The 2,031-nt window shown below is 69.1% G+C and carries 2 protein-coding genes; both read left to right on the top strand.

Annotated features, from left to right (window positions below):
• The first annotated feature begins 191 nt into the window (after nucleotides 1-191).
• On the top strand, nucleotides 192-872 hold the full coding sequence (locus tag ACESMN_RS13415) for a riboflavin synthase (RefSeq protein ID WP_373054112.1): 681 nt from the start codon (nucleotides 192-194) through the stop codon (nucleotides 870-872).
• Between the two features lie 28 nt (nucleotides 873-900).
• Nucleotides 901-2,013: a bifunctional 3,4-dihydroxy-2-butanone-4-phosphate synthase/GTP cyclohydrolase II gene (ribBA, locus tag ACESMN_RS13410; RefSeq protein WP_373054111.1), complete on the top strand. Its 1,113-nt coding sequence runs from the start codon at nucleotides 901-903 to the stop codon at nucleotides 2,011-2,013.
• The last annotated feature ends 18 nt before the right edge of the window (nucleotides 2,014-2,031 follow it).

Here is a 2,031-nt window from a genome sequence, read left to right as displayed (position 1 = left end):
GCTTGGCCCACCCTACACCGGGTTGAAATGGGGCGTGGTGGGCCCGCTGGGCTTGGCCCACCCTACACCGGGTTGAATGGGGAACGCCGGGCGTGGGCGTCTTCCGTCTTGTACGGGTGCTTTCCCATGCCGACGGCGAATTGGGTATCATCTGGTGTTTTCCCTCATCCACCCCAACCTGATCGCACTCCATGTTCACCGGAATCATCGAGACCCTCGGTACCGTCGCGGCCCTGGAGCCGCGTGGCGGCGACCTGCGACTGAAGGTACGCGCACCGGAAATGGATCTTGGTGACACCCGGCTGGGGGACTCCATCGCGGTGAACGGGGTCTGCCTGACCGTCACTGAGCTCAATGGCGGTCGGTTTGCCGCGGACGTCAGTCGGGAAAGCCTGAGCGTGACCACCCTTGGCGATCTGGGGGTCGGCGATCGCGTGAACCTCGAGCAGGCGCTGACCCTGAACACGCGCCTGGGCGGTCACCTGGTCTCCGGTCACGTGGACGGCGTCGGGGAGGTGCTCGCGATGCAGCCCGACGCCCGCTCGACCCGGGTGCAGTTTCGCGCGCCCGACGCGCTGGCTCGCTACATCGCCGCGAAGGGATCGATCACCATCGACGGGACCAGCCTCACCGTCAACGGCGTCGACGGCGCCACCTTCGACGTGAACATCATCCCCCACACCTGGGAGCTGACGCGTTTCTCGGTCTACCGGGTCGGCAGCCGCGTGAACCTGGAGGTCGACCTCGTCGCCCGCTACCTCGAACGGCTAATGCTCGGCGAGCGCGCCGCGCAGCCCGGTCAGTCCGGCGGTCTGTCCGAGGACTGGCTGGCGCAGCAGGGCTTTCCCAACCACACCGGCCCGCGCGACTGAGTCCGCGCGCCCCCGACGGACACCCGCCATGGAATTTTCCGGTACCCGCGAGATCCTCGACGAACTGCACGCCGGGCGCATGGTGGTTATCGTCGACGACGAGGACCGGGAGAACGAGGGCGACCTGCTGATGCTCGCCTCGCACGCGCGGCCCGAGGACATCAACTTCATGGCCAAATTCGGCCGTGGGCTGATCTGCCTCACGCTGACGCGCGAGCGCTGCCGCCAGCTGGCGCTGCCGCTGATGGTCACGGACACCAACGACACGCACTCCACCAACTTCACGGTGTCCATCGAGGCCGCCGAGGGCGTGACCACCGGGATCTCCGCCTACGACCGCGCGCACACCATCCGCACCGCGGTCGCGCCGAACGCCCAGCCGAAGGACATCGTGCAGCCGGGCCACGTCTTTCCGCTGATGTCCCAGCCGGGCGGCGTGCTGGTGCGGGCGGGCCACACGGAGGCCGGTTGCGACCTCGCGCGTCTGGCCGGGGCCGAGCCGGCGGCGGTGATCGTGGAGGTCCTGAACGAGGACGGCAGCATGGCGCGCCGTCCCGATCTCGAGCGCTTCTGCGCCGAGCACGGGCTGAAGATGGGCACCATCGAGGACCTGATCCGCTACCGCATCGAGAACGAGAAGACGGTGCGCCGGGCGGCCGAGGTCGATCTTCCGACCGCGCACGGCAGCTTCCGCCTGATCGCCTTTCAGGACGAGGTGGACCACGGGCTGCACTTCGCGCTGGTCAGGGGCCAGCCGACGCCCAACGAGCCGACCCTGGTGCGCGTGCACCTGGAGCAGACGATCTGCGACACGCTCGGTTTCGCCGGCCCCGACTGCGGCTGGCCGCTGGACGACGCGCTGCGCCGGATCGACGAGGCCGGCTCCGGGGTCGCGGTGGTGCTGCGCAAGCCGGAGCCGGCCGATACCATGATCCGCCGCCTGCACGACCTGGCCGCTGGCCACGCGGACCTGCGCCCGCCGGTGCAGACCTCCGCCGACTGGCGCATGTACGGCATCGGTGCGCAGATCCTGGCCGATGTCGGCGTCGGCAAGATGCGCCTGCTGTCTGCCCCCAAGCGCTTTCACGGCCTCGGCGGTTTCGGCCTCGAGGTCGTCGACTACGTCCAGAATCCCGCCTGAAGCCGTGGGAGCGGCCTC

It is taken from the genome of Thioalkalivibrio sp. (assembly GCF_041690275.1).
In the GTDB taxonomy this organism is placed as follows: domain Bacteria; phylum Pseudomonadota; class Gammaproteobacteria; order Ectothiorhodospirales; family Ectothiorhodospiraceae; genus Thioalkalivibrio.
Note: the sequence above shows the minus strand (reverse complement) of the source record. Positions and strands in the feature narration are given on the sequence as shown.

Excerpts from the sequence above, each read along its gene's own strand:
- ACESMN_RS13415 (WP_373054112.1), top strand. The coding sequence starts at position 192 with ATGTTCACCGGAATCATCGAGACCCTCGGTACCGTCGCGGCCCTGGAG.
- ribBA (WP_373054111.1), top strand. The coding sequence starts at position 901 with ATGGAATTTTCCGGTACCCGCGAGATCCTCGACGAACTGCACGCCGGG.